16 protein-coding genes and 1 tRNA gene are annotated in these 25,255 nt (G+C 44.2%); 6 read left to right on the forward strand and 11 right to left on the reverse strand.

Annotated features, from left to right (window positions below; translation table 11 throughout):
• Positions 1 to 105 precede the first annotated feature (105 nt).
• Entirely contained in the window at positions 106 to 2,799 is a 2,694-nt protein-coding gene (mgtA, locus tag LX99_RS04415) for a magnesium-translocating P-type ATPase (protein ID WP_109606723.1), read from the reverse strand.
• A 51-nt stretch (positions 2,800 to 2,850) separates the two neighbouring features.
• Positions 2,851 to 3,039, reverse strand: coding sequence for a hypothetical protein (locus LX99_RS04420; protein WP_109606725.1), 189 nt, complete (start codon positions 3,037 to 3,039; stop codon positions 2,851 to 2,853).
• A gap of 247 nt (positions 3,040 to 3,286) precedes the next feature.
• Here LX99_RS04420 and LX99_RS04425 point away from each other — a divergent pair, with 247 nt between their 5' ends.
• Positions 3,287 to 3,976: a response regulator transcription factor gene (locus tag LX99_RS04425; RefSeq protein WP_109606727.1), complete on the forward strand. Its 690-nt coding sequence runs from the start codon at positions 3,287 to 3,289 to the stop codon at positions 3,974 to 3,976.
• A complete protein-coding gene (locus tag LX99_RS04430; RefSeq protein WP_109606729.1) occupies positions 3,973 to 5,349 on the forward strand; it encodes a sensor histidine kinase in 1,377 nt (458 codons plus the stop codon). Before LX99_RS04425 ends, LX99_RS04430 begins: the two co-directional genes overlap by 4 nt.
• An 88-nt stretch (positions 5,350 to 5,437) precedes the next feature.
• Here the strand turns inward: LX99_RS04430 and LX99_RS04435 are convergent.
• The 9 genes from LX99_RS04435 to LX99_RS04475 form a co-directional block, all read right to left on the reverse strand.
• Positions 5,438 to 5,514, reverse strand: a tRNA-Asn gene (locus tag LX99_RS04435).
• Between the two features lie 128 nt (positions 5,515 to 5,642).
• The gene (locus LX99_RS04440) at positions 5,643 to 6,023 is read right to left on the reverse strand and encodes a VOC family protein (protein WP_109606731.1); all 381 of its coding nucleotides are present in this window, start codon (positions 6,021 to 6,023) and stop codon (positions 5,643 to 5,645) included.
• Positions 6,024 to 6,153: 130 nt separating this feature from the next.
• Complete coding sequence (locus LX99_RS04445; RefSeq protein WP_109606734.1) at positions 6,154 to 7,404, reverse strand: TPR end-of-group domain-containing protein; 1,251 nt, start codon at positions 7,402 to 7,404, stop codon at positions 6,154 to 6,156.
• A 117-nt stretch (positions 7,405 to 7,521) separates the two neighbouring features.
• Positions 7,522 to 8,757 (reverse strand): multiheme c-type cytochrome, encoded by a 1,236-nt coding sequence (locus LX99_RS04450; protein ID WP_157446456.1) that lies wholly within the window; start codon positions 8,755 to 8,757, stop codon positions 7,522 to 7,524.
• A gap of 91 nt (positions 8,758 to 8,848) precedes the next feature.
• Positions 8,849 to 10,345 (reverse strand): RagB/SusD family nutrient uptake outer membrane protein, encoded by a 1,497-nt coding sequence (locus LX99_RS04455; RefSeq protein ID WP_031267772.1) that lies wholly within the window; start codon positions 10,343 to 10,345, stop codon positions 8,849 to 8,851.
• An 18-nt stretch (positions 10,346 to 10,363) separates the two neighbouring features.
• On the reverse strand, positions 10,364 to 13,777 hold the full coding sequence (locus tag LX99_RS04460; protein ID WP_170122626.1) for a TonB-dependent receptor: 3,414 nt from the start codon (positions 13,775 to 13,777) through the stop codon (positions 10,364 to 10,366).
• A 255-nt stretch (positions 13,778 to 14,032) separates the two neighbouring features.
• Positions 14,033 to 15,070: a FecR family protein gene (locus LX99_RS04465; protein WP_109606737.1), complete on the reverse strand. Its 1,038-nt coding sequence runs from the start codon at positions 15,068 to 15,070 to the stop codon at positions 14,033 to 14,035.
• 77 nt (positions 15,071 to 15,147) lie between these two features.
• A complete protein-coding gene (locus LX99_RS04470) occupies positions 15,148 to 15,738 on the reverse strand; it encodes an RNA polymerase sigma-70 factor (RefSeq protein ID WP_022834131.1) in 591 nt (196 codons plus the stop codon).
• Between the two features lie 271 nt (positions 15,739 to 16,009).
• Positions 16,010 to 17,455: a phytoene desaturase family protein gene (locus tag LX99_RS04475; RefSeq protein ID WP_109606739.1), complete on the reverse strand. Its 1,446-nt coding sequence runs from the start codon at positions 17,453 to 17,455 to the stop codon at positions 16,010 to 16,012.
• A 980-nt stretch (positions 17,456 to 18,435) separates the two neighbouring features.
• On the opposite strand from LX99_RS04475, the gene LX99_RS04480 reads away from it, so the two are divergent.
• Genes LX99_RS04480 through LX99_RS04495 form a run of 4 tightly spaced genes read left to right on the forward strand, consistent with a single transcriptional unit; the run spans position 18,436 to position 25,250 of the window.
• Positions 18,436 to 21,453 (forward strand): SusC/RagA family TonB-linked outer membrane protein, encoded by a 3,018-nt coding sequence (locus tag LX99_RS04480; RefSeq protein ID WP_245927840.1) that lies wholly within the window; start codon positions 18,436 to 18,438, stop codon positions 21,451 to 21,453.
• Positions 21,454 to 21,487: 34 nt separating this feature from the next.
• Positions 21,488 to 22,996, forward strand: a complete 1,509-nt coding sequence (locus LX99_RS04485) for a RagB/SusD family nutrient uptake outer membrane protein (RefSeq protein WP_109606959.1) — start codon at positions 21,488 to 21,490, stop codon at positions 22,994 to 22,996.
• An 11-nt stretch (positions 22,997 to 23,007) separates the two neighbouring features.
• Positions 23,008 to 24,117: a discoidin domain-containing protein gene (locus LX99_RS04490; RefSeq protein ID WP_109606741.1), complete on the forward strand. Its 1,110-nt coding sequence runs from the start codon at positions 23,008 to 23,010 to the stop codon at positions 24,115 to 24,117.
• A 44-nt stretch (positions 24,118 to 24,161) separates the two neighbouring features.
• A complete protein-coding gene (locus LX99_RS04495; protein WP_109606960.1) occupies positions 24,162 to 25,250 on the forward strand; it encodes a DUF5007 domain-containing protein in 1,089 nt (362 codons plus the stop codon).
• The last annotated feature ends 5 nt before the right edge of the window (positions 25,251 to 25,255 follow it).

A 25,255-nucleotide genomic window follows, 5' to 3' on the forward strand; every position in this document is an offset into this window, starting at 1 on the left:
ATCAGGTTAATTAATGGCGTGGCTTTACAAAAAAATGATCCATCAAAACATTCAGGAGGATAAGGATAATAAGCGCTAACAGCCACCTGCGCCATTTGAACTTCTTTACAACCATTGATGAAATTTGTTAATGAACCAGTTTTTAATTAGTTGAGTCAGTATACAATAGCTGAGTAAAATTCCGATCAGCCACGGGAAATAACCAAGCGGCAAAGGCGTTAATTTTAAAGCCGGTGCCAATGGTGAAAAAGGCAGTGCGATACCAATAATCATGATCAGGCTGGTTAATGCTACCACAGGTGTAGCGGCCCAGCTTTGGATGAACGGAATCTTGCGTGTCCGGATCATGTGCACGATGAGCGTTTGTGATAGCAAGCCTTCAATAAACCAGCCGCTTTGAAATAAACTTTGATGTGCCGGTGAATTGGCTTTAAAAAAGAAATACATCACAAAAAAAGTCGCATAATCAAAAACCGAACTGATCGGGCCTATGTACAGCATGAATTTGCTGATGCCGCGGGCATCCCACTTTTGCGGCCTTTCAATAAAATCCTCATCCATACTATCCCAGGGAATAGAGGTCTGCGACAGGTCATATAATAAATTTTGCACCAATAGTTGAATTGGCAGCATAGGCAAAAATGGTAAAAATGCACTTGCACCCAGCATACTGAACATGTTGCCATAGTTACTGCTTGCTGTCATTTTAATATATTTAATGATATTGCCGAATGTCCGGCGGCCGTAGATCACACCTTTCCGTAGCACCATCAGGTCTTTTTCCAGCAGGATGATATCCGCACTTTCCTTCGCTATATCTACTGCAGTATCAACAGAAATACCCACGTCGGCATCCCGCAAGGCAGCCGCGTCATTAATACCATCGCCCATAAAGCCAACGGTATGGCCTTTAGCCTGGAGCAGTTTAACCACGCGTGCCTTTTGTATTGGGCTAAGTTTGGCCAATATGCTGGTTTTTTTCAGTTGCGCGGCAAGCTCATGATCGTCCAGGTTTTCAATATCGTTACCTAACAGGATATTTTGTACAGGTATACCTACATCTCTGCAAATCTTGCCGGTAACAATTTCATTATCGCCGGTCAGCACTTTAATTTTCACCCCCAACTTATGCAGCCCTTCAATGGCTGGTTTGGCCGATGGCTTGGCAGGATCTAAAAAGCCTATAAATCCGGTTAATACCATATTGCTTTCATCGGCAACCGAATAGGTTAGCGGCCACTTATCATCTTCTTTAATAGCAATAAGCAGCACACGTAAACCTTCTTCGTTCAATTTTCGGGAGGTGTCTAAAACGGTTTTGCGCATGGCGGCATCCATCGGTACAATCCTGTCATTTTTAATCTGCAGTTGTTTGTCTTCTCCCGGGTCAAATGCATGCGAGCACAATTCCAGCATTTCTTCAACCGCGCCTTTACAGATCAGTAAATGTTTACCGTTTTTTTCTTCCAGGATCACGCTCATCCGCCTGCGCTGAAAATCGAACGGTATTTCATCTATCTTTTTAAAATGTTCATCAGCTTTTACACAGCTATGAATTTCAGCGTGTTCCAGAACAGCAATATCCAATAAATTTTTCAAGCCGGTTTGATGAAAGCTGTTGAGGTAAGCCCATTTCATCACTTCATCATCTTCATCGCCAAAAACATTCAGGTGCCTTTCCAACACAATCTTATCTATAGTGAGCGTTCCGGTTTTATCGGTGCACAAAATATCCATAGCCCCTATGTTTTGAATAGCGTTAAGGCGTTTTACAATCACCTTTCGCTTACTCATATTTTTTGCGCCTTTAGCCAGGTTGGCGGTAACTATCATAGGCAGCATTTCGGGTGTAAGGCCAACCGCTACCGAGATACCAAACAGCAGGGCCTCAAACCAATTGCCCTTGGTAAAGCCGTTGACCAGGAAAACCAAAGGCACCATCACCAGCATAAAGCGGATAAGCAGCCAGCTCACTTTGTTTACGCCTTTATCAAAACTGGTTTCCGCACGTTTGCCGGTAATAGCTTTGCCTATACTTCCAAAATAGGTAGAGTTGCCTGTGGCAACTACAATTGCCGTAGCCGTGCCGCTCACCACGTTAGTACCCATGAAACAAATATTTTCCAAATCAAGAGGCGATTTGCCGCCTGCATCTTTGATAGGCTGTTCCCTCTTTTCAAGCGGCAACGATTCGCCAGTTAGTATCGCCTGGCTAACAAAAAGATCTTTGGATTGCATCACCCTGCAATCTGCAGGTATCATATCACCGGCACTCAAATGAACAATATCACCCGGCACAAGCTGCTTAATATCGATTTCCTTTTTATCCCCATCTTTACGCAACACCGTGGCGGTGGTCTTCACCATACTTTTAAGCTCCTCCGCAGCTTTATTGCTGGTAAATTCCTGCCAGAAACGAAGCAATGAACTCAGGCTGATCATAACACAAACCACAATTACGGTTTTATAACTTTTATCTGCCGGTGCCGCGATCAGCACATCGGTTATAAACGATACAATGGCCAGAACGATTAAAACCGCAATGAAAGGATTTAAAAATGCCTGGAAGAGTTGAACATACCAGGCAGGCGCTTTTTCGTGCTCAATCTCGTTCAAACCGAAAAGCTTCCTTTTTTCCGTAACATTAGCGGCGGAGAGGCCTTGCTCGTGACTATCCAGCATAGCGAGGACGTAACCGGTATCGCCGCATGATGCATTTTGTAATTTGGCAACAGCCATTTGATCCTGATCATGGGCTGATTTACCGGTTATTTTTGGGGTAATATTTTTGATACTCATTATTTTTAAATTAATGATGGGCAGATTAAATAGTTGAGGCGGTGAAGTATATTAATCAACTTCCAATACATCTTTGCCGTGGCAGATGGGTATATTTAATGCAAAGCTTACACCACCCTGAATGCAGGCAGCCAGCGGACTATCGGTATTAGCGGATAAGTAAGTTTGAACTGTTTTAAGCTTTTTCGCCTTTACTTTAAAGCGGTATGCTTTTGTTAGTTTTTTTTCATTGTTGCGCATAACATTAGTTTTAACCCGGCACCGGGCTGCGCTACATGAGCGGTCCGGTATTAGCGGGAGTTAATAATATTGATTTTGAGTTTACTCGGACCTGTATCCATTTTGAATAAGCTTAAGTGCAATTTATCTGATTTGCGCTGCAAAGGTATTTACCGCCTTTTTTAAACACCGTTAGAGAGTTGTTATAAATAAATTAGAAATTCATTAGAGCCGATTATGTATCGATAAACTTGGCTAATTTTGAAATATGCTTCACCTTTTAATCATAGAAGACGATGAGCGGGTAGCCACTGTGATACGCCGGGGACTGTTAGAAGCCGGACACCAAGTAAGTGTGGCTTATGACGGACAAATGGGCTACAAACTTGCAATCCGGGAAAAACCCGATGTAATTATTATGGATATTATTATACCTAAGATTGGCGGCCTTGAGCTTTGTAAAATGATCAAAAACGAGCACCCGGAAATTCCGGTGATCATGCTGACCGCGCTGGGTACTACCGATGATAAGGTGGAGGGGTTTGATGCAGGAGCGGATGACTATCTGGTTAAACCATTTGATTTCAGGGAGCTGGAAGTACGGGTACGGGTATTGGCCAAAAGAAATAATATAGCTTTAAAGTCGGAAACGGGCAACCTCCTGCAAAAAGCCGACCTGGAAATGGACACTAAAACCAAAACTGTGCGCCGCGCCGGTTTAGAAATTAACCTTACACCCAAAGAATTTAAATTGCTCGAATACCTGATGCGCAACAGCGAACGCGTATTGTCGAGGTCGGAGATTAGTGAGGCCGTTTGGGAAACCACGTTTGATACAGGCACCAACTTTATAGACGTTTACATGAATTACCTCCGCAAAAAAATAGATCGTGATTTTACCATCAAGCTTATTCATACCAAACCGGGCATGGGGTTTATTTTCAAGGCAGAATCATGACCATACGCAAACGGCTTACCCTTTTATTCACTTCTATTATAGCCTTACTGCTTTTGGCCTTTGCGCTGGTCATTTATTTTTCACTTGCTCAGAACCGGGAAGAGGAGTACTATAATTTATTGCACCATACCGCTATAACCAAGGCTAACCTGTTATTAGATGCCAAAGTACAGCCATCTGTTTTACAGCTGATTTACCGCAATGCAGAAAATTCTTTGTTTCAGGAAGAAGTAGCCATTTATGATCCGTCTTTCCATTTACTTTACCACGATGCTGTAGACATAGATAAAGTAAAAGAAACCCGGAAGATGATTGATGAGATCGTTAGCAAAAAACAGATCAGGTTTTACCAGGGAAGTTTGCAGGTGGTAGGATTTTTATATCATCATCATCAAAAGGATTATATCATAACTGCCGCTGCCAATGATGAATCTGGTTACAGCAAACTCATTAATTTAAAGTATACGCTGATTATAAGCTTTTTTGTGGCCATCATATTCGTTTATATGGCCGGGCAATTTTTTGCCAGCAAGGCGCTCAAACCCGTGTCTGACCTGGTGGATGAAGTTGAAGAAATTACAGCGACTAACTTAGACCTCCGCATCAAAGAAGGGAACGGTAAGGACGAAATAGCTGAGTTGGCAATCACTTTTAATGCTATGTTAAACCGGCTTGAAAAGTCATTTGATGCGCAAAAAGAGTTTGTTTCTAATATATCGCATGAGTTGAGGACACCGCTTACAGCTATGCTAACCGAATTACAGGTAACCTTAGAAAAAGAACGAGACAATCAATTTTATAAAGACTCCATTACGCATGCCGTAAGTGATGCCCAGAAGTTGGTAAAACTTTCCAACAGTTTGCTGGACATGGCTAAAGCCAATTATGACCATACGGAGATTTCGTTTAAAGAAGTAAGGCTGGACGAACTATTGCTTGACGCAAGAAATGACGTTCTGCACAATCAACGCGATTTTAAGATCAATTTAACCTTTGAACAAGAAATAGAAGACGATGATCTTATTTCGGTGATGGGTAATGAATACCTGTTAAAGGTGGCCTTTATGAATCTGATTGAAAATGGCTGCAAGTTCTCTTCAGATCACGAGTGTTCGGTATCCATTAGGTACCTGCCTCAAAACATCATCCTCAGTTTTAAAAATAAAGGTGCAGGTATTAGTCAGGAAGAACTGCCCAAAATCTTTAAGGCATTTTACAGGGGCGAAAATCAAAAAGTTTCATTTGGAAACGGGATAGGCCTTTCGCTCACCAAAAAAATAATTGAATTGCACCATGGGACTATTAATGTTGATTCTGTATTAGGCCAAGGAGCTACATTTAGTGTTGAGATGCCTCATATATGTAGCGTTTGATTAAATTACTAACTGATTGAGGTGAATTACTAAAGGCCTATGGAGAAATAAAGAAGGGCAAGCGACCGATTTCTCGTGCTTGCCCTTTTGGCTCCTGAGGCTGGGCTCGAACCAGCGACCCTCTGATTAACAGTCAGATGCTCTAACCGGCTGAGCTACTCAGGAGTGTTTTCCGGTTTGTAGTGGGGCAAAAGTATAATTTCCGGCGATATTTCACAATTTTATTTAGCAAATAATTAACATATTCATCAATTAAAATAAAGGCTGAAATTCGTATAGCAACTAATTACCTGTTAATCACAAACATGCACCAGGTGACCGTCGGAATCTTCTATAATAAATTCCCTGCCGTATGATCGGCGGATAATTTGCTGGACTATAACCGCACCCTTGCCGGTTACTTCAGTATAAAAAGCCTCAATTTCCGGTACCCGCAAAATAAAATCGGGCATACCTTTTCGTATTGTATCATTACGATGAATTATATCACCATCACTTTTACCAAAATGCACCTGGTGACCATCCCTTTGAACAATGCCGTAAACCGGCGGTTCTTCAAAAAAATAGTCAACCAGCTCAAAACCCAAAACATTAATGTAGTACTCTGCTGTTTTTACCACGTTGGGCACAACGATCTGGGCCGCCGTTCCGGTTATTTGCGGATTATTATTCATTGACTGAAGTTTGAGTAACAAGGTATCCGATACAAGATTATAAAGATAGCAAAGGGATATCGGATTTAAAAGATTGCCCTACGAACGTTCAGAACAATCTTTTACTTAACTTTAACTGTTTATAAACCGGTTAATTAACACCGGCCGGTTTTTGCCAAAAAGTTTCGGGGTTATTGGTCGCGTATTCCATGCTCCCCCTCACCAAACGTTTAGCGGCATTAATACTATTATAACCAGTTGGGTATAAATTAATATATTCCGTTACTCCCTTATTGGGTTTATTAGTCTCTAAATCCCATTCGCTTCTTACCGGGCACTGCAGCCAGTATAGGTTTTTCGACATGTAGTAACCCAGGTAATAATCGCGGTTTTGTTTGTTTTGGTTATTCCAGTTGGCGTCATCGTTCAGCACAAGATCGGCAAGCTGGTTATTATATAATTTATTACGTACCTCCTCGATATTAAGCAGGGTTCCACTCTTATCGGTAACGTAGGCATTAAATGTAGGGTCCATCCAAACCCATTTATTTAACGTACGCGACCAAACAACGGTTATTACATGGCAATCGTTATCCAATGTGTCTTTAGGCAAACAGGTAACCATGCGTGCCTTAAAACCTTCGGCCTGGTAGGCATCTTTTAATATAGTGGCCATCATACGGCAGTTAATCCCACGGTTTTCCTTTTTGCAAACCTCTATCAAATCAATACCATTTTTTAAGGCCGGATTGTTCGAGTTGCCATCGTGCCTGACGGAGTTGTGTACCCATAGCAGCAAATTTTTTATTTTACTGATCTCATCTCCGTTTCCGGCTACCGAATCGAGTTTATATTTATTTTTAAAAGTGATCAAATCGGCAGCATCAGCGCTTTGGTAAGTAAACACAGGCAAATCTTTATCAACAACATGGTTGTAAGCGCCCGATTTACTTAATATATAACCCATGTCACCCCTTTCGCGGATCAACATTAAGGCATCCTGATAGCGTTTTTCTTTACGCAGGCTCTTCAGGTCGTCATCTACTTTGGTGGTAATATATCTGTTATAGCCTAAACTTGCACATTTTTCGAAGGCGGTTAGCGCCTCTGCTTTCCTGCCCAGCAAAGCTTCATAGCAGGCTATATTATAATACATTCCCGGTTCCCAACCTTTAAAATCAGCTTTAACACTATCGGGCAACGCGTCATATTTGCGTGTCCATTGTTTTAGCAGGGTATCGGCACGCAAATAATCACTTTTTTCAGATGCCGCGCGTCGGTTCTCTTCAAGCCTGGTACTATAATCTTTAAACGCCTGTGCCGGAGCAGATAGCTTTTTTGTTTGGCTGAATAAAAGCATTGCCGGCAGGCATAACAGGATAGTTAACAGATTTTTTTTCATGATATTGTTTAAATTGCTTATTAACCAAGATGATCAATACGGCAAAAACGTTGCAGGCTGAATATTTTTTTGATATCCAGTCCCACTAAAAACATCAGCTAAAACTCCGGTTCCTGCTTATCGTTTCCTGTTAATAAAATCCATTATCTTTTTGGATTGCGCGGGGTAAACCGCTATATGATGCGTACGCACCATGTAAAGCGGGTTATTATTACCGGCGGTATCATTTATTGAGATGGTATTGGAAGGTTTAAGCGGCATATGACAATCAATACAATTATTTTTCATCAGCGCGCCTAACTTTGGTGCCACCTTGCAAACATGATGACCGGCATCATTATTATGGCAGCTGATACATTTTTGCGAATATAATGCCAGGTTACCGCTGTTGTTAGCGTGTGTGTTATGACAGGTTGTACAATCCATATTGCTCATCATAAAACATTTACTTGCCATCAGCAAACCATTCTGATTACCGTGCACATCAAGCGAGGCATTGTTGGTTGTTGTATTTAAATAGTCCGGTTCTTTGAAACGGGCCAGTGTATCGCCCATTTTAAATTTAAAGGTTGATAGCTGAAATGACTGCTTACTGCTGGAATGGCAAACCCCGCAGGCATCCATTTTTTGGGCGCGGGTTAAAGAGGCAAAACGGGTGATGTATTTCGGTTGCTTTTCGTCGGGATAAGCTTCGTGATAGTTTACATGATTGGCCGCGGGGCCGTGGCAGCGCTCACAATCGATACCATAAATGATGGAAGCCGGTTCAAACTCAACTTTCCGGTTTTGCATATCACGGTTTTGCTGCGCTTGCTGCCTGATGAATGAACTGTGGCACTCAAAGCATCGCTGTAATATGGGTCTGCCAAAATCCGGGCGGTTACTATCGTATCCGGGGCTTTCAGCCCAACCGTGTACTTTATCGTAGTAGGATACCGGCAGTTCAAATAGTTGCGCCCCCTGCCAGTACATATAGGTTTGTGCCTTATTCACGCCGAAGGTGATATCCATGCGATGCGCATCCCTTTGTTTACCATCTGCATAAACAACCTGGTAAAGCCCGCCGTTTCTTTTTTCTATTTTAACAACGCTGCCATCCGCATAGCTAACGCTGTTGCTACCTGGCTTAAAGCTGCCATGTATATGAGCGGGCGAGGTTGGTTTGGAGGTTAGATAGTGCGCCGTATGGAGGTAGCTATCGTAGATGTTTTTATGGCATTTGATACAGCTTGCCGATCCGGCAAAAACCTCATCGCGCGGGTCATGCGGTTTATCGCTAAAGCATTGTACCAGCATAAAACTTAGCGGAACCAGCGACAATAAAGCCAAAAATAAATTGCGTTGCTTAAACATAACCAATGTTAAAAAGAAGCTATTCCTCCTCATAAAAAGCAAAAGGCTGCCATGTAACATGACAGCCTTCTGTTGTAAAATGTTTGGCTTATTAATAGCCCGGATTTTGTTTGAGCTTGGTACCGTTAAGCGTTTCATTTAACGGGATAGGCAATATTTCGTTAACGCCGGCTTTAAAACCTTTAAACGCAAGCACAGAAGGCGCCTGGCCCCAACGTACAAGGTCAAACCAGCGGTGACCTTCGGTAGCCAGTTCCAGCCTGCGCTCGTCGTAGATATTTTGCAGGGTGGCTGGTTTTGATGGTAGCCCCACACGGCTGCGCACCGCATCAAGCAGGGTTTGCGCACGGCTTACATCGCCGCCGCCGTTTAAGTCAGCTTCAGCTTCCATCAAATAAGTATCCGCAAGGCGGATCTCGATGTAATCGTTTGGCCAGTTAAGCTCGGTGGTTCCGGTTGTAACTTTGTTAGCCAGTACCGGGGCGTACTTTTGTATAAAGTAGCCTGTGTTTTGATAGCTTGGCGAATACGAGGTATTGGTTGCCTTGGTTAAACTATCAATATTAACAACCGTGTAACCATAACGCGGATCACCTTTAAGGGCGGTTGCCAATTGTGTTGTTACGGGATTAAAACCATAACCGCCGCTAAAATAAACCGGACCGGTGTAGCTACGTGGACCGATCATTTGGGTGTACACGTTTGATTTAAACTGGTTCCAGTTGTCCCAGGTGTAGCTTTGCGAACCTGAGTGCACCAGTTCAAATATGGATTCGCTGTTGAACTTGTTCTTAGGGCTAAAAATATCGCCGTAATTTGGCAGCAGCGAATAGCCGTAATTGGTATTCACATCTTTCAGCATCGCGGCAGCATCGGCCCATTTCTTTTCATACAGGTAAACTTTACCTAACAGAGCCTTGGCAGCGCCCTGGGTTACACGGCCTCCCTGGGTGGCAGGTACTGTGGCCGGTAAACCGCTGATCGCGTCTTTAAGATCGGCTTCAATCTGGGCGTAAACAGCTTCGGGTGTAGCCTGCGGCTGATCATACACGTTGGTAAGATTCAGGGTATTTAAAATGAGCGGAACATTTTTGAATAGGCGTACCAGGTCAAAATAATAATGGGCACGTAAAAATTTACCTTCCGAGGTATAGCGCTTCAACAGGTCGGCGCTTAAACCCGGTACTTTAGGCAAATTTTCGAGCAAAACATCGGTACGGTTAACACCCTGAAAGTTGATTGCCCAAAACTCATTGTGCGGCCCTAAAGCCGGGGTTAGGGTGTAATTGTTAATTGCCTGCCAGGTAGGCATATCCGACGAGCTGCCGCCACCCGCATAACAATCATCAGATGCCGAGTTGAGCGCACCAAGCGGATTAGAATACGTGTTATCAATACCACCGGTTTCGGTAACCAGTGGATCGTAAGCGGCAATAACCGCGGCAAAAGCCTCATCAGGAGTAGAATAATAGTTCGATTCCAGGAATTGCCCTTTAGGATTGAGCTCAAGGAATGATTTTTTACATGATACCATGGTTCCCATTCCCATCAAAGCCAGGCCGGTATATATAATATATTTAGATTTCATGATCATTGTAATTTATTGTTATAAAGTGATATCCAGGCCGGCCATAAATGTGCGTGCCTGCGGATAAAGGCCCATATCAATACCGCCGCTAATTTCAGGGTCGAAACCTTTGTAACCTGTAATGGTTACCAGGTTGTTGCTGCTCAGGAAGAACCTCACCCGTTTTATATCAGCCGATTTTAACCAGTTTTGCGGTAAACTGTAACCCAACTGCAATGTTTTAATACGGAAATATGCTCCGTTTTGCAGGTAAAAGTTTGATGGGTTTTTGAAGTTATTGTTAGGATCACTGTCGGTTAAACGCGGGTAGTTGCTTCCGGAGTTGGTTGGAGTCCAGGCGTTAAGCGCATCTAACGGATAGTTAGCTGCCGGGATATCTAACCTGCGGTAAGCCTGGTAAATTTTGTTTCCCCAAACGCCTTGCCCAAACAGTTTAAAATCAAAGTTTTTATAATTGGCACTCAGGTTAACGCCGTAGGTAAAGGTTGGCAGCGGGTTGCCTAAAAACTGGCGGTCGGCCTCGGTTATTTTACCATCACCATTGGTATCCTGCCACTTAAAGTCGCCCGGTTTGGCGTTAGGTTGTATCAGCTGCCCGTTTTTGGTATAAGCATCAATATCGGCTTGCGAGTGGAATACGCCCAGTTCTTTAAAGCCATAAAACTCATTCATCGGCTGGCCTGGCGTGATCCGGCCAATTTCATAATTGGTACTTTGTACGGTACCGCTTACAAAATGGTCAATCTGGTTACCTAAGCTTAATACGGTGTTTTTGTTATAGGAGATATTGCCACCAACACTATAGCTTAAATCGCCCATCTTATTGTTATAGTTTAAGCTTAGCTCCACACCTTTGTTTTGCATATCGCCAACGTTATCAAACGGTTGTCCGGCAAAACCGGCGTACGATGGCAATTGCACCTGTTGCAACATACCTTTGGTAAGCTTTTTATAAACATCAAAGGTTACACTGAGGTTGTTGAATAAAGTAGCATCGAAACCAATATCGGTAGTGTGGGTTTCTTCCCATTTCAGGTTAGGATTGGCAGGAGCGTTAGGGCTATAGCCAATATACAACTGATCGCCAAATACGGCATTACGCCCGCTGCCTATAGTAGCGGCGTACCTGAACGGACCTAAAGCCATCTCGTTACCAACCACACCGTATGATGCACGAAGTTTCAGGAAATCAACAAATGTATTTTTAGGGAACCAGTCTTCGCGGGTGATTACGTAACCAACCTGGCCAGAAGGGAAAGTACCATAAACATTATTGGAACCAAATTTTGACGAACCGTCACGACGGATGATACCGGAGAAAAGGTATTTCTGATCGTAATCATAAGTTACCCTTGCAAAATAAGATGCAAGCGTATGTGGCTGAACGTCGTCAAGCCCGAGCGCGCTTACTGCAACCCTGTTGGCTGCAGGTAAAGCAAAGTTGATCGAAGCATCATCGAAAGAGTTGATCGGCTCGCCGCTGAATGTACCCTGCAAACCTGAAGCGGTTGTTTTTTGGGCACTTGTACCTACCAGGGCCGTTAAGTTATGCTTACCAAACGACCTGTTGTAGGTAATTGTATTATCCCAGTTCCACGACAGGTTTCTGTTATAAGCCTGTACCTGCCTGGTTGTAGTGTTGGCGGTGCTTGAGTTAAGGTAATAAAGCGGCGCAAAGCTATCTGAACCATAATAGGCTTGTTTAGCGCTGATTTGAGAACGAACCTTTAAACCTGCTATCGGTTCAACCTCAACAAACGCGCTACCCAAAAGATTAGTTGCATCGCTGTAATTGCCCATTACCGTTTGCGCGTAAGCCAAAGGGTTGGTAATTTCCTGGCCAACATAGTGCGAAATACCGAAAGGCTGCCCCTGGCTGTTACGCACAATGTTAGCGTTGCTGTAGTCGCCCGGATAAGGTACGCTGTTAATATCGCTAACCGTAGTAGGCGTAATAGGATCCAGGTTCAGCGCCGAACTCAGCGGACCGCCAAACACGCTGTTGGTATTGCCAAACGCCTTGTTCTTAGTGTATGCGTAAGTAAAGTTTTCGCCCACGGTTAACCATTTTTTCAATTTGTACGATGTATTAACCGTAAAAGTGAATTTTTTATATCCCGAGATATCAGGCATAACCACCCCCTGCTGATCCAGGTAACCGAATGATGTATAATAATTGGCTTTATCAGTAGCTCCGCTTATATTAAGGTTATGGTTATGGATAAGCGCGTTGCTGTCAAATATCTGGTCCTGCCAGTTAGTGCCGGTGCCATATTGCGAAGGGTTCGGAAAAATAGCCGCGCCGCCATCGTTGGTTGACGCCTGGTTTCTTAATGTGGCATATTGCGTGGCGTTGGTAAGTTTAGCTTTGCTTACCGGCGATTGTACACCTACATAACCGTTGTACGAGATCTGCGCATCTCCTTTTTTTCCCTTTTTTGTGGTTACGATAATTACACCGTTTGATGAACGTGAACCATAAATAGCTGCTGAGGCATCTTTCAATACATCTATGCTTTCTATGTCATTAGGGTTAACGTTATCCAAACCACCGTTATCAACAACGATACCGTCAATCACATAAAGCGGATCGCTGTTAAGCCTCGATGTAACACCCCTCACCCTGATTTGCGGGGCCGCGCCCGGCGAACCTGAACTTTGCACCACAGTTACACCGGTAACACGCCCCCTTAAGGCATCATCAACACGGGTAACCTGCTGGTCCTGCAAATCTGTTGCCTTAACGCTGCTGATGGCACCGGTAACGGTAGTGCGTTTTTGAGTACCATAACCCACAACCACAACCTCATTAATGGTTTTAACATCCTCTGTTAAAGTTACATTGATCACTGTCTGGTCGCCTACAACAACCTCTTTTCTGGCAAAACCAATAAATTGAACAACAATAACAGATTGCGGACCGGCAACCGAAAGTTTGAAACCGCCATCGGCACCGGTAGTGATGCCATTGGTGGTACCTTTTTCGGTAACGGTTGCTCCCGGAACGGGCTGGCCTGTGTTATCAACCACCTTACCGGTAATGGTAACATTAGCCGGTGTTTCGGCAGCGGCAACAATTTCAACCGGTGGGTTTACAGCGTCTGTACCGGCGGCTGATTTTTCAAGCACCACCCTATCGTTCATTACATCGTAGTTAATGCCGTTGTTTTTAAATACCTGGTCAAGTACTTTTTTTAACGGTTGATTATTGATGTTTAACGAAAAGCGCTTATCGGCGTTAAGCGAGCCGGAACTGTAAATAAACTTTACGTTGTTGTTTTTTTGCAGGTATTGTAAAGCTTCGAGCATGGTAGTGTTGCTCAGCGTCACATTTACCTTTTTATTTAATATTCCCTGCGCTTTAATCGGGCTTGCATAAGTAATGCTGCTTACCATTATTGCTATCAGGATCTGGCTAAAAGTAATCTTCATGATTTTACCCCATGGGATAGGCCTTCGTAAACGAAATTTCATATATTTGTTATGTTTCTTTGTTAAAAATGAGACAATTAATAGCCCGCACACCTCCCCGAGGTGTTCTTAGCGGAACGGGCTTTTGATCCTTAAAACTTAGGGGTGCTCGCAACACTTCTAAGTTTTTTTATGCAGATCATTTTCGGGTTGGTACTTCTTTAAGTTGGTTGTTTTTTATACATCTTATAATTTTTGAAAGGTTAGTGTAGTTGGTTATTTAAGTTCTATATGGTTGTTTACAATTGTATAATCAACATTAAGCGATTTCCTGATTGCGTCAAGCACATCCGGCAGGTTAAAGCCTTCAAAATCGGCGTTAAGGATATAATGGCTGAGCTTTTCATTACTGATCCGGATATTTACGTTAAAAGCGGAATCGAGCACGGGGATAATATCGCGTAAAGGTTTATTTTCAAACACGAGATTTACACGGCGATATTGCTTAACAGCGGATGTTGTTTCAACCTGTTGCGATGTTAAAGAGTGCTTATCGCTTAAGTAAACCGCTTTTTGATGCGGATAAACCATCACCTCGCCTTCGGCAAGCCGGGTAGATATCGCACTGTTTTTACCTGCCGGCTTAACACTTACAGAAACTTTACCAGTAAGTACCGATACGTCGGCCATATTACCGTGCTCATTATCCCTTACCAAAAAGCTGGTACCCCAAACCTTGGTAACTATTGATCTGCTGCTGATGATGAAAGGTCGTTGGGGGTTTTTGGTCACCTCAAAAAAACACTCGCCCGATATGGTAACCTGGCGGGAGTTTGACGCGAACACATCGGGGTAACTGATTTTTGCCGAAGGGTGCAGCCAAACCACACTGCTATCGGGCAGGGTAACTTTATAAATATGGGGTGTGCTGTTGGTTACCTTAAACAGGTGTACATCACCCGCCGGCGAAACTGCCAGTTGCTGTGGAGTTGTGTTTTTTGTGGAGATCAGCGCCAAAACTGATAGCGCGATAACCACAACAGCAGCCGCGGCTATGGTGTACCACCTGCGGATTGGCGCAACTTTGGTTTGCATTTGGGCAGGGGCCTGCTGATTTGCCAGATCAAGTTTGCTGATGATATTGAAATAAATACGCTCTTCCAGTCCTTTTTCATCGGCAGTTGAAAGGGCCGACACATGATCATCCTCCTGCTCAAAACTGAGGTACCATTGTTTAACCAATGCTATCTCAACTTCGGTGCAATCGCCTTTAATGTATTTCTCAAGCAGATCAATGCGTACAGGTTCTTTCATGAAAAAGAATATAATCCGGTTTATGAATGTGATGACGTATGCGGAATGGCGTACCCCCTACACCTACACGATATTTTTTAAAAAAATTTAGGCAACAAGGCAGCCAGTATTAGGAGCAGGTGGTGGCTTAAACTCATCCTTAGCCTTTTGATGGCTTTAGTGATCTGGTTTTCAACCGTTTTTTCAGATATACCGAGTAATTGGGCTATCTCCTTATTGCTCTTATATTGTTTCCGGCTCAGTTCAAAAACCGAACGGCATTTATCGGGCAGGTGACTAATTTCGGTTTCGAGCGTTTGGGTCAGATCACGAAGTATAATGGCATCTTCTGTACCGTTATCGGCTTCGGTGCTTAATAATTTAAAGGCTTCAGTATGTTTTGCGCGGATGGTTTGCTTGCGGTACTGGTCAACCACCTGGTTTAAAACAGCCAGGTGCAGGTAACCGGCAATGGTAGTATTCACTTGCAGTGTGTGCCGTTTATGCCAAAGGTTTGAAAATATTTCCTGAACAACCTCCTCGCACAACTCTTTATTTTTCAACCGTTTATAGGCATCGCCATACAACTTTTTCCAATAACGCCGGTATATCTCTTTAAACGCGCTAAGCTTATCCTGCTGCAGCAACACCAACAAATCATCCTCAGTCAGCCCGGTAAAGTCGTTCATTTGTTAAATAACGCGGCAATTAATGTTAAATGATTAGCAAAACTCCAGATAATTACAGCAAGTAACAAGATTCGAATTGTAATAGTTTTAACACAAAAACAATTAGCGATTAGCCCCTATAGAACAAAAGAGAAGAAACAGGTATCTACAAAACACCGCCTGCAATTGAACTATAGCGGTTGCCTTAACCGCGGTAAATACATATCGCTATTTTAAGCTATAGCGCACCAACGTAGTATTTGGTAGTGGTGTTTAGCATAGCTTGATATTGTTACGATCTGATTTTAATGTTAAAAACGTCTTTCAATGCCCTTTTGGCCGAATGATAACCGCACATGCCATGCACCCCGCCCCCCGGCGGTGTTGACGACGAGCAGATATAAATTCCTTTTGCCGATGTACGGTAAGGTGAACGCCGCAATACCGGGCGGGTAAACAACTGGCCGATATCAATAACGCCGCCGTTAATATCCCCCCCGATATAATTGGGGTTATAATCTTCCAGTTGCCGGGTATTAAAAGTATGCCTGCCGATGATGCGTTCGCGGAAACCCGGCGCAAAACGCTCTATTTGTTTTTCGATGATCTCGGTCATGTCCTTACCTGATCCATTGGGTACGTGGCAGTAAGCCCAGCCTGTATGTTTACCTTCAGGCGCCCTGCTGCTATCAAAAACACTTTGCTGCGCCACCAGTACAAAAGGCTTTTCGGGGTGCAGGCCATTCCAGATCTGCTGCTCGCCCAAAGCTATTTCACTTAAGGTGCCTCCAAGGTGAACTGTGCCGGCCTGCCTCGCCGCTTCCGCTTTGAAAGGAATAGCTTCGTCAAGCGCCCAGTCAACCTTAAAAACACCCATCCCATAACGGTACCTTTCTAACTGCCACCTGTATAACGATGAAAACTTATGCCCGGCAATTTGAAGTAATTGTTTCGGGGTGATATCAAACAGCATGGCCTTTGCCGATGGCAGTTGATTAAAAGAGGAGATGTAAGTATTAGTCTCTATTTTACCGCCTATCGATACAAAATATGCCGCCAGTGCCTCCGCAATTTTCACCGAACCGCCCCTGGGTACAGGCCAGCCTTTTAAATGCCCGCTGGCCATCAACACCAGGGCAATGGCAGATGTTGTTAAATTGGTTAGCGGCTGTATGCTGTGCGCGGCCATTCCGGCCAACAGGCCTTTGGCTTCTTCGGTTTTAAAACGTTTGGCCAGGTGCGTTGACGAGGTAAGGGCATCTAAACCAAATGCAGCCAGATCAAGCGGGTGTTTCGGAAAAGTAAGCGGGCCTAACACATCTGCTGCCAAACCCGGCCACGTTTTTACCAGGTGCGCCATTAATTTAATGTAGGCATCGCGATCTGTTCCCAGGAGAGCGGCAGTTTCAGTGACCGATTTTTTGAGGACGGCAGCGTTGCCGTTATCAAAAGGATGTGCCGCGGCAAAATCCGGGTAAATATATTCCAAACCGAATTGCTCCAGTGGCAGCGTTTCAAAAAATGGCGCCCCCACTGCCAGCGGGTGAATGGCCGAACAAATATCGTGCTTAAAGCCGGGCAGGGTAAGCTCTTCGGTTCGCAGGCCGCCCCCTATCTTATCCTTGCCTTCCAGCAATAAAACCGTAAGCCCCTGCTGCTGCAACAATATGGCTGCCGCAAGGCCGTTTGGCCCCGAGCCTACTATCACCGCATCAAAATCATATCTTTCCGGTTTCATAGGTATGTTTTAGTATTTGCGCCAACCAATTTACTATCTAAGCGCGTTTTGTCGGTTTACGCTGTCGGGTACAATATACACATCATTTTTGTTGCCGACTTTAACGTATGTCAAGGCTTCATTTCAGCGCAATATCGGATTGTATACTCCAGATAACAACTTAACCCTGTTTAAGTTAGCCCGCAACCCAACGTTTCGCAACAGTAAAATAACGAGAGCTTAACAGCGCATCAACTTAAAGCAAAAATCGAGGTATTTTAATTAAAAATGTAATTCTTACATTTTACGACACCATCTTACTCTTAACAGCACATTATCTTAACTAAAATTAAGGATTTCACCATACAGGAACCGCAGCTTTTTTGCCAAAAATTCTACCATCTAATGCTTTTATTATCATTTTGTTAACAGCTATCGGTTGTTGTTATTTAATTTAGTAAAAATTTAATATTTTTTACATACCACTTGGTAAAACGTTTTTGTTAATTATATTTGTTAAAACCAGTTATAAAAATAAGCTCTTACTAAACCGTTTAAGCTGCCCGACGTACTTGTTTCGAGATTACGTAATTTTAATATATACAACCAATATCACCGACATGAAAAACCTGATTTACCTGTACCTCGTCTTTCAGAAACAGACTATCTGACAAGATTGCGCCGTGAGAAATCTCTTTTAGAAATTTCAGGCGCATCAAGCGTTTTATTAATTAACCTAATCACCAAAGGTGAAAAGAACACCCGGTATAGTCATTTTTTGTGGCTACCCGGGGGTGCATAATCATGCCCTGCTGTCATAGAAAATCACTGCGGATTAGCTATAGCTTCGTGTTCTTTTTTCCTGTAAATCAACACTATGAAAAGAAAACTACATTCTGCTTAATGTAAAGCGCGCGTTACCTGAAAATCCGTTTTGCAGGCCCATCAATACCTGCGCGTAAAATCAAAAAAAATTATTTCACAAACTAAAAGATCCATTCATGATGCGATACTTATGGCTGTGCTTTGTGGTTTTGGCAGCGATAACCACCAATGCACTTAAAGGCTTTGCAAAGGTTTATGAGGGTAAAAAAAGCAAAATAAAACATACTGCTTTCTTTGGTAAATCCTCCTGTAACTACCGGGATACAACAGCTAAAGATACCTTATTAAAAGATAGTATGAATATTATTATCAGGCGTAACCTGTATAATAAACTATCTGGCAGCGTTACCAAAAAGCCCTGGGAATTATCAAAGTTTCCGGCTGTATCCCTGCAGCAACTTTTAAAGGGACAGTTCGCGGGGCTTTATATCCAGGAACCTTCCGGCGAACCAGGCACCGTTCAAAATATGTTTATGCGGGGCGCGCCCATGCCGCTCCTTTCTCAGCGGGACGTATACCAGTCACAGCCGCTGGTTGTGCTGGATGGCATTCCCCTGGTAACCGAACACCCGTTTGCGTACGATATACAGCTGTATGATTATAACAGGCTGGGAACGGCTACCAACCCGTTTGCTGCCATTGATATGAATAATATCGCCTCGGTTGAGGTATTGAAAGACCTCTCGGCCACGGCGGTTTACGGGCCGCGGGCAGTTAATGGCGTTATCGTTTTAACTTCAAAAACCCCGGTCTCCGCCAAAAAAATCACTTTTGATTCCTATATAGGTTTGGCGCAGCGCCCCCATGTAACCACTATAAACGGCAGGTATGAAAACGCGTTCAGGCAGCGCTTTTATGATCTTTATACCACCAATGGCAGGTATTCGGATGATGAAAATTACCCCATATACCTCAGCGATTCACTAAATAATGTTTACAGCGGAAAATCGGACTGGAGCGACCTTTACTACCGCAACGCCGTTGTTTACGGTATAAACTTTGGTATTTCGGGAGGGACTGATCGTGCCAACTTCCGTTTTTCGCTGGGCGATCTGAAAAACAACGGCGTTGCGGATGGAACCGTGCTAAACCGTTACAGCGCCATGTTCAATATCAACATGAAACCCATTAGATGGTTGCTGTTTTCGGCAATGGTGAACGCCAACCGCATGGACCGGCAACGGAATAAATACCTGCGCGACAGGTTTGCCCAGATCAATTACTTCCCCGACCTGAGCGCACCGCTGCCGCCCAACAAGGATTTTTACGCCGATTACCTGGCGCAATACAAAAAAGGCTTTGATAACAACAAAATAAACATTGTTGATGGCTATGCCAAAATAGGCCTCGACCTGGGGAAATTTAAATTTACCACCACCTTTAACGTAGATTACAATGAAGGCTACCGCGATGTGTTTTACGCACGCACCCTTTTGCAGGGCAACAGTTACGCGTCTAACTATTTTGGATACAGCCAGCGCATCATGGCCGACAATAAGGCCAGCTACGACCTGACCGTAAACAAGGTAAATGATTTTCATTTCGAACTCGGACAATCAACCCAGTGGGATACTTATAAATATAGCAACGCCTATGCCTACAAGGGTGTAAACGATTATATCAAGATAGACCTGCTGGACTCAAACCCCAAAAATCCCGACGGATCGGACAACCCTAATTACCTTAACCCTACCGCTTTTCCGCGCGAGTTAACCTTCCGGTTTTTAGATAAGATCAGGCATAACCTGGTTTCGTTTTATGCCAAAACAGATTACTCCTTCAAAGAGAAATATTTTATCTCGGCAACGGTTCGTGCCGATGGCTCATCAAATGCCCAGCCAACCAGCAGGTGGTTTTATTCGCCGGTGTTATCAGCCGCCTGGAGTATTAAAAAGGAGTTATTAGATAACAGCACAATCATAAACGATTTGATTTTAAGGGCCAGCGCAGGCAGGTTAGGCAGGCTTAACGCTTTTGATAACTATGCCCAGGGGCCGCAATACACTGCATCTGTTGGCTATACCGGCAATTTAACGGTGCCGGGGTACAATGCCTTCGGTGTGCTTACCCGACCCTACGCTACCGGTTGGGTGGGATATGGCATCCCATGGTCATACTCAAACCAGTTAAATATCGGTACCGACGCCGGTTTACTTAATAACCGCCTGCACCTATCGGTTGATTGGTACCTGAAACAGGAAAAAAACCTGTTGATTGGCATTCCGGCTTTTGCCGAGTACGGCTATAAACAATCCATTGAAAGTGGTATGGCTGTAAACAATACCGGTATAGATGTTTCAATATCCGCGGATATCGTCCGTAATACCAATTTTGGCTGGACATCATCCTTAAACCTTAACCATAACAGCAATAAGCTAAAGGCCTTGCCAAGGGGCTTAAACCAGATTATTGTTAATAACAGGCTGTTGAAAGTTGGCAGCCCGGTTGATCAGTATTGGTTACTGATCAATGATGGCATTTATAAATCAGAAAGCGAAGTACCTGTTGTAAACGGGCAGCCGCTTAAATACAATGGTATTGCCCTGCATGCCGGTGACCCAAAGTGGCGCGATATTAACGGTGATCATGTAATCGATAATAATGATAAGGTTTTAAAAGGCCATTCGTTACCAACGCTTTCAGGCGGATACGACAATAACTTCAGGTATGGTAACTGGAATTTAAACATCAACCTTTACTTTAACCTGGGCCGAGACCTGATACATCAGGAAATGGCCAACCGCTTTGATTTTATTAACCGCGAAGGTAACAGCGATGTAAATTCAGTTAAAGAGATCACCTTCTGGGAAAAACGCGGCGACTATAACAAATATCCTTTGTATAACCCGTGGAGCACGGTTATCCCCTACCGTGTTGACCAGGACCTTTTTCTTGAAAACGCTTCATTTCTGAAATTAAGAACCGTTTCTATCGGCTATGACCTTACCAAAGCCATGCGGGCAAAAAAAATAAAGCTAACCAGGTTTTATGTATACGCCACGGCAAACAACCTGTTTACCATAACCCCATACACCGGCCAGGATCCCGAACTGGTAAGCTATGATGGCTACGATACAGGTTACGGCCTGCCAATACCAAGAACATACACCCTTGGGGTAAAAATGGAATTATGATATGAAGAACGATCACCAAAATCATGTTGTAAAAATGAAAAAGACATTATGTATCGTCCTGATGGCGCTTACTGCAGCCATAACCGGCTGCAATAAAACGCTGGATATCGACTCGACAAGGGTTGTGGGCGAAAAAAACATGTGGAATAAGCTTGAAGATGCACGTGCCGGCATATTGGGCGTATATGCGCTTACCCGTGCCGCCTTATCTGATAACGATGGACACTGGCTTTATGGCGATGTACGCACCGGCGAATTTATCAGCCCCAACCGGCAGGACCTGAAAGCGATTTCGGGCAACCAGCTCAACGCATCCTATCCCACGGTAGATGCATTATCCGACTGGACAAGGTTTTACGCCATCATTAACGCTGCCAACATTTTTCTTGAACGCGTGGGCGATGTAAAAGCGGCCGATAAGCGGTATACCGAAAATAATATGATTGTAGATGTTGCCCAGGCACGTTTCCTGCGGGCGTTTACCTATTTCTACATTGTAAGGATCTGGGGAGACGTACCATTTATCACCGCCTCGCACGATGGTAAATTTGAAAACCAGCCCCGGGAAAGCAGCGGCAAAATATTGATATGGGCACAGCAGGAAATGCTCAAAGCCGCGGCCGATCTGCCCTTCAGCTACAGTAATAACGATGTTCAGCAACCCGGTAATTATTATAACGAAAACTCCACCCGCTGGGGTGGCGCCTTAGCCACTAAAAACACAGCTTACGCTGTTTTAGCTCATTTGGCAGCATGGCAGGGAAACTATACCGAAGTAGCCACCTATACCAAATTTGTGGAAGACAACTATGGTAAAAGCGGCATCAGCTTTCAAAGTACGGAAGACCTTACCAAATCAAACGGCTTCTTTTTAAATAAGAACACCAGCCAGATGTTTGGCTTTAACTCGGATTGGGGCCATGTTGAAGGATCGGTAGCCGGTCACCTGGAAGAGTTAACCCTGGCCGAACCTGTAGTAAATAAAAAGGTGCCTGACATCTACATGCCTAAGGATACTATCCTTAAAATATTCGATATGCCCAAAGATGAGCGCTTCAGTATCGATACGCTCGGCCAGCCACGCAGCGAAAGGTACTTCACCAACATTAACGGCAAATACCCCATTTTCAGCAAAATAAAGGTAATTCAGGGGGGCGTTTCCGATCCCAGCTTCAGGTACTTTACCAGCGCGCTCATCTTTACCAGGATAGAGGATATCGTGTTACTGCGCGCCGAGGCGCTGGCTGTTTTAGGAGATTTGAACGGCGCTTATAATGAGGTATCGTCTATCATGATCAGGCGCGGTATAACAGATCTTACCTTCGATAGCAACCAGGACATTATTGACCTGATATTTAAAGAGCGCCATCGCGAACTGATGGGGGAAGGGCACCGCTGGTACGACCTGGTTCGGTACAACAAGATCAAACAAAACAACCCTGCCTTTCTCAAACTCATCAATTTGCAGGGGATATACTGGCCAATATCGCGCAGGCTCATCGCGCAAAATAACCTGTTAACTCAAAATCCATTTTGGAAATAAACTGACCAGATATGAAAAAGTTGATAAAATATAGGAGTGCTTTAATGCCGGTGTTTGCTGCAGTGCTGCTGCAAGCTGCCTGCACAAAGGATGGCGGTTATCATAACGCTGCAGACACCAACTCAAAATTTGCAGGCAACACCTACGAATATCTGAAAAGCAAACCGGGTGTATTTGATTCATTACTGGCTGTAGTAAACAGAATGGGCCTGCAAAAAACCCTTATGGATAGTAATGTTACCCTGTTTGCGGTTACCAATCCGAGTTTTCAGCTGGCAATTAACAACCTGAATACCTTAAGGAGGCAAGGCGATAAAGACCCGCTGTTTTTGGCCAACGTTGATGGCGTACAGCTGGATACCATGGTTTCTTATTACATCATCAGGGGCAAACGCACAACCGATTCATTGCTGCTGCAGGACGGGATTGATCTCCCGAGTGTACGTTTTGGGTACCCTATGCATGGCAAGGTTGCCAAGATTTCGGCCTCAGGGCTTACCGGCGGCGGACCGGATGTAATTGAATTTAGCAATACCAAACGGAGCAAGTTTGTAAGAAACTGGGCTACCACTACAACCGGCTCTAATAACATCACCACCAAAAACGGCATTGTACATGTGGTTAGCCCCGATCATATTTTTGGTTTTGATGAATTTGTATCGCGCTTAACTTTTGTTCCGCCACCACCAAACCTCATGACGCTGATAGGTGGTAAGCTTACCGTTTTGCGGGATAACAACGGCGGCCCTGATAATGGCGAAGGCTCTAAAAAAGTAATTGACGGTGACGACCATACCAAATTCCTGACTGACCTGAACGGAAGGTTGTGGATACAGTTTGAGTTAAATGAACCTGCCGTATCGGGCGTGTACACACTTACATCCGCCAACGATGCGCCCGAACGCGATCCCCGGGCCTGGACCTACGAAGGATCTAATGATGGCAAGAACTGGACGGAGTTAGACCGCCGGAGTAATTTCTTCTTCGAGGAACGGTACCAAACCAAGGTGTTCAGGTGCGCCAACACCACGGCTTATAAATTTTACCGGATAGATATTACCGAACTGCGCGACGGAGGCCTTTTCCAACTCGCGGAGTGGACCATCAACAAAGTGAAATAAGTATGGCAGAGCAAAATATTAACGCGATAAAAAAACGAAAAGAGATGCGAGCATTTATAAAAACGGGATCGATAGCCCTGCTGTTTGCTGCAGCCGCGCTGAGTAGTTGTAAAAAGATGTACGGAATTCCGGATGAAAAGGATTACCTGAGCAACAACGTAAACTACAGCAATAAAATATTTGAGCCGATTTTAGGGCGCACCACTTTAATGGGTGGTTTTAACGGCGATAATTCAACCCAGCCCCTAAAGTTTGAGATCATTAACGCCCGCTTTGGTGATGGCCGCCCGGTTACAGACCTGTTTCAAAAAAAACCTACTTATGTATGGACAGCCCCCTACAACGGCTTCGAAAAAAGCCTTGCCGAGATTGAGGCCAAACGCAAGCTGGAAGAACACCCGCTGTTTGAAGTACGTTCATCTGGCGAGTTCATTATGTGGGGCTCATCTACCAACGCGCTGATCACGCCGCGGTCGGCCGATAGCACCAATTTCCCGCAGGATACACGGTTTTTTGATGTAAAAATAACTAATACAGGCGGCAGCACCGTGATTCGCGATTTACAGGTGCGCCCGTTTCGCGAGCGCCCTTATGAGCCGTCGGATGATTTTAACATTTACTCGGGAGGGCCGGCACCACACCCTAAAACACCTTATAACCCGGCCAGCCGTAACTATATCAGGCCGTTTTTAAATGGCGTGATAGGGCAGCAAACTGATATCCCGCTACAAAGTAACGATGATAAAAAGGATGTAGTGGTTTATATCCGGCCGTTTACCGGCGGCACCGGCAATTCGTTGAGGTTTAAATTCCTGAATAAAGATTCGGTAGCAATAAACCCTGCTTTATTTAACGAAACAACCTGGGATAAAATAGTACATGGGTTTAACATGCAAAAAACCGCAACCTATGTGCAATACGATGTAGCCTACCCTATCCCCCTGGTAGAGATCCAGACGGTTTACACGCCGGGAGGAACCAGGGACCATGCCGAATTTAAATATTCACGCATTGGCTTTGGCGGCACACGGGTGGTGGCAAGCTTCGGGATAGATTTCGCTATATATAAAAAGGGCGATTGGGAAATCGTATTCCACTTTTTGAAAGACAATCCAAAGTTTGAGGACGAATAGGCGAA

This window comes from Mucilaginibacter oryzae (assembly GCF_003148845.1).
In the GTDB taxonomy this organism is placed as follows: domain Bacteria; phylum Bacteroidota; class Bacteroidia; order Sphingobacteriales; family Sphingobacteriaceae; genus Mucilaginibacter; species Mucilaginibacter oryzae.